This is a genomic window from Bacteroidales bacterium (genome assembly GCA_031275285.1).
Lineage (GTDB): Bacteria > Bacteroidota > Bacteroidia > Bacteroidales > UBA4181 > JAIRLS01.
Genome location: JAISOY010000024.1, coordinates 1 through 4,309, shown reverse-complemented (window position 1 = coordinate 4,309; position 4,309 = coordinate 1). Strand labels below are relative to the sequence as shown.

The 4,309-nt window shown below is 36.6% G+C and carries 4 protein-coding genes and 1 pseudogene; all 5 read right to left on the bottom strand.

What is annotated here, in order from left to right:
• Positions 1–42: 42 nt before the first annotated feature.
• The gene (locus LBQ60_02300) at positions 43–918 is read right to left on the bottom strand and encodes an aldo/keto reductase (protein ID MDR2036734.1); all 876 of its coding nucleotides are present in this window, start codon (positions 916–918) and stop codon (positions 43–45) included.
• Positions 900–1,458 (bottom strand): annotated as a pseudogene (locus tag LBQ60_02295) (hypothetical protein). The gene LBQ60_02300 and the pseudogene LBQ60_02295 overlap by 19 nt, the downstream one beginning before the upstream one ends.
• Before the next feature lie 56 nt (positions 1,459–1,514).
• Entirely contained in the window at positions 1,515–2,690 is a 1,176-nt protein-coding gene (pseC, locus tag LBQ60_02290) for a UDP-4-amino-4,6-dideoxy-N-acetyl-beta-L-altrosamine transaminase (GenBank protein ID MDR2036733.1), read from the bottom strand.
• 47 nt (positions 2,691–2,737) lie between these two features.
• Positions 2,738–3,733, bottom strand: a complete 996-nt coding sequence (gene pseB / locus LBQ60_02285) for a UDP-N-acetylglucosamine 4,6-dehydratase (inverting) (GenBank protein MDR2036732.1) — start codon at positions 3,731–3,733, stop codon at positions 2,738–2,740.
• The coding region (locus tag LBQ60_02280) for a Wzt carbohydrate-binding domain-containing protein (protein MDR2036731.1) at positions 3,734–4,309 on the bottom strand (576 nt) is incomplete at its 5' end.

Here is a 4,309-nt window from a genome sequence, read left to right as displayed (position 1 = left end):
GCAGGAATAATTGCTATAATATTTTGCATAACAAATTTTACTTTATTTCTTCCACTGAAAAGGTAAAATTATATTTTCATCGGTTATAGAAAAATATTTAAACTGTTGATAATCTATTGTTATATTAGACAAGCTATTGTAATTATGAATATTTTCTTTTAAATTACTCACCGAATCTACACCTATAATGATTTTATCTATATATTTATTCGCATTTACAAATCCTAAACACAAAGCAGATATTGACAGTTTGTTTTCTGTTGAAAAATCAGATAACTCATGTAACAAATGCCTTATGCCGGTAAAATGTTCATCAAGTTTATCGGGGTGAATAAAAAGCAAACCCTGTAAAAATATTGAACGAATATGTATCTCTACACCTCTTGATTTAATATCAGGAAAAATATTCTCAAATCTTTGATCAAAGATATTATAAGGAACCTGGACTATATCACAGGGGATATTGTTTTGTAATATATATTCAATCTCTGTAGGATAATACAACGAAAATCCTATTTTCTTTGCTTTGCCACTTTCTTTTATTTTTAGCATATCTTCGATATACTCAGGATGTTCTTGAAAGATAGAATAATTATGAAATAAATAGCCATACACTTTTTTAACGTGCATCTTCTCTAAGGAGCAATTAATCCAAATAAATGGACTGATTTGCTGATTTGCGGGATATTTTGTTATTATTTTAAATTCTTTATTGATTTTATTTTTTACTTCTCCTAAAATTAGCTCACTCTCACCATAGGCCGATGCCGTATCGAGTAATGTAATATCATTTTTATAAGCACATCTTAAGATACGTTCAACTTCTACGTGATGTACTTTGCCCTGCTTGTTGTTAATACCATAAGCTAATCCAAATTGTGCAGTACCCAAACATAATTTCATATTCTGATAATCCATAACTGTAACTTTGAACAAGAATAGTCATTTACAACCGAGGAGCAGAATATATTTTGCGTGCGGATATGCCACATTGCCTTCCACCATGCGCGTATAGGGGCAACGGCAAATCGGCTGGTGTCATGGTCGGTTCCCACATTGACAAAGGCGGTATTGGCTTTCAAATCGTATATGCCATATGGATAGGCGCGGGGTACATCGGGAGGAATAAAATCATGATCGGCCACTGCGGGGCTTTCTCCCTTCCTATGCCACTCTTTTTCCCCGTTTTTATAGGCTCCCAGCACCTCTTTTTTCTTGGTGTCAATCGAGATTACCGGGTTTTTGCTCTTGAGCGCTTTTTTTCGTTAACCGCTTTATTTGCTGAAATTGCGCGTCCCGGTCAGGATGATTAGCTCCGCTGCTGTTGACCTTCCGGTTACCCTGCATTTTGTATCCCATCTGTTTGAGCGTTGTCCGTACTGTTTCAGGGTATAACCTGATTCCAAAATTGTGTGTAATGGTTATTTTTGGAAGAAGTCTTACCGAAAAATCTTTCATATCTTTCTACGAGATTCGTTTACTAGCATCGCGTATTGGAATGATTACGACGATATTCATTTTAAATTTTTCCCTATCTCCAACACGGTTGCCAAATGTTGTATCACATATACTATATCACGATCATTCATTTTTGGATAAAGCGGTAGTGAAAGTGTTTTGTCATAATAATCTTCCGTGATCGGATAATCTTCTCTTTTATAACCATATCTTTCTTTATAATATGGTTGACTATTCACCGGTATATAATGAACTTGTGTCCCGATCCCTTTCTCTCTCAATTCTTCCATGACTTGTTTTCGGGTTTTCCCTAATTTCTCAAAATCAATTTTTAATACATATAAATGAAAACAACTTTCATTATTTTTTTCTTCATGGGGAGTTATAATATACGGATTGTCCATGAATGCAGTATTATATCGATTTATAATCTCTCGGCGCCGCTGCTTAAAAAGGGTTAATTTAGATAACTGACTGCACCCTAAAGCAGCCTGAATATCGGTCATGCGGTAGTTACCACTCAGACTTTGCATCTCATAATACCAAGGGCCGGGATTCTTACTCAATTCGGCAGCATTCTTTGTAATACCTATGGTTCGCAGTTTTAACAATCGTTTATATAAAAGTTCATTATTAGTTGTTATGGCGCCGCCTTCTCCACAGGTAATTGTTTTCACCGGATGAAACGAAAAAATAGTCATATCCGCTTTATGACAGCAACCAACAGGCTTACCATCAATGTAATTTGAACCTATCGCATGGGCGGCGTCTTCCACAATATATAGATGATGTTTGTCGGCGATTTGCCTAATGGAATCGATATCAACAGCCTGTCCTGCAAAGTCAACCGGAATAATAACCCTTGTTTTTGCTGTTATCTTTTTTTCAATTTCTTTTGGAAAGATATTATATGTCTTGGGATCAATATCGGCGAATACCGGTATCAGATTATTAGTAAGTAGGCAATTGGCAGACGCCACAAAGGTAATCGGCGTGGTAATACCTTCGGCACCTTCTTCAATTTTAAGGGCCGCAACAGCTATATGCAAACCCTGTGTAGCATTAGACACTGCTACACAATATTTAGCACCAGTAACTTGTTTTATCGCGTCTTCAAATAATTCAATGGCTGGTCCCTGAGTAAGATAATCGGACTGCAAAATGTCCTGGACCGCTTTTATATCAGCTTCGTCAATCCATTGCCGACTATAGGGGATAAAATACGACATCATATTTTTCACAAAGCCTTCTCTTCATAATAACTCTATGATCAATGTATTTAAAAGATAAAATCTTTCTTGTGTTTTTGTATCCATATTCTTAGTTCTTCAATTGTCATCCATTCAGTGTTATTATCCGACGAATAACTGAAATTTTCGTGTACAGGTGCACCCTCTTTTATTCGATATGGATCAGTAGCCCATTCATGAATTTGAGGCAAAATTTTAAAATGATCTTTATACTCATAGGTGAAAGGAGCATCTTCAATGCCTATCATCTGTTCATGAAGTTTTTCACCAGGACGAATTCCAATTATTTTTAGTTTGGCGGTTTCTGATGCTGCACGGGCAATATCCATTAGTTTCATAGAAGGAATTTTTTTAACGTAGATTTCTCCACCTTCCATATCATCAAAAGCATGCCACACCAATTCAACTCCCTGTTCAAGTGTAATCATGAATCGTGTCATGCGATCATCGGTTATTGTAAGAACACGAGTTTTTGCCTGATTAATAAAAAATGGGATTACTGAACCGCGAGAACCCATAACATTTCCGTATCGTACAATGGAAAAACGAGTATTTTTTTTCCCAGAATAAGAATTTCCCGCTATAAATAATTTATCACTGCATAATTTTGTTGCTCCGTATAAATTAACCGGTGAACTCGCCTTATCGGTACTGAGGGCAACGCAACGCTTAATTCCCTTGTCTATACAGGCATCAATTACATTCATTGCCCCTAAAACATTGGTTTTAACACATTCAAAAGGATTATATTCGGCGGTCGGAACAATTTTGGTGGCAGCAGCATGGACCACATAATCAACTCCATCAAGAGCCCGGTATAAACGATCGCGATCGCGAACATCCCCAATAAAAAATCGGACCCGCTCATCTCCCTGAAACTTTTTTGCCATTTCCCATTGTTTCATCTCGTCCCGGGAATAAACAATCAATTTTTTGGGATTGTATTTTTGCAATGTCATCGGAACAAAGGTATTCCCAAATGAACCGGTCCCACCGGTAACCAAGATTGTCGATGTGGTTAACAATTAATGTGTCTCCTTATTTACAACAGACCACGATAATACCATTGCTGTTAAGGCATTCCTTTTATTTCCTCTTCCGCTTATAGAATCTGCAACCTTGAACATCAGAGCATCCATAGGCGAATCAACATCAAAACCATGCGCATAATTACTGCTAAAATTCAAGTATACAATATAATCCCCAGATGCCATCAATCCTCCAGGAATCAATATATCCACAATGTGCCTTCCACCAGGCATATTATTAAAGACATCATTTCCATCCTCTATGCTGTCACAAATAATCAATGATTCACCGTTGTCTTTTCGTAATGCAAAATAGCCGTACAAATTAGGAATAGGTTCTCTGGAGATGCAATGTATTCTTACTCTAATTTCTTCCTGGGCTTCATAAAAAGCCAATTGTTTTTCATTTTTATCTATTATTTCAATTTTCTCAATCTGGAATGGCTTTGACTCATCTAATTCATAACATCTTTCTGATTGTATATTGGAATGTCCATCCGATTTCATATATGTTTCGATAACATCCGCCATATTTCCCATATTTCCCATGCGTCCCTTCTCCAGCAATACTCC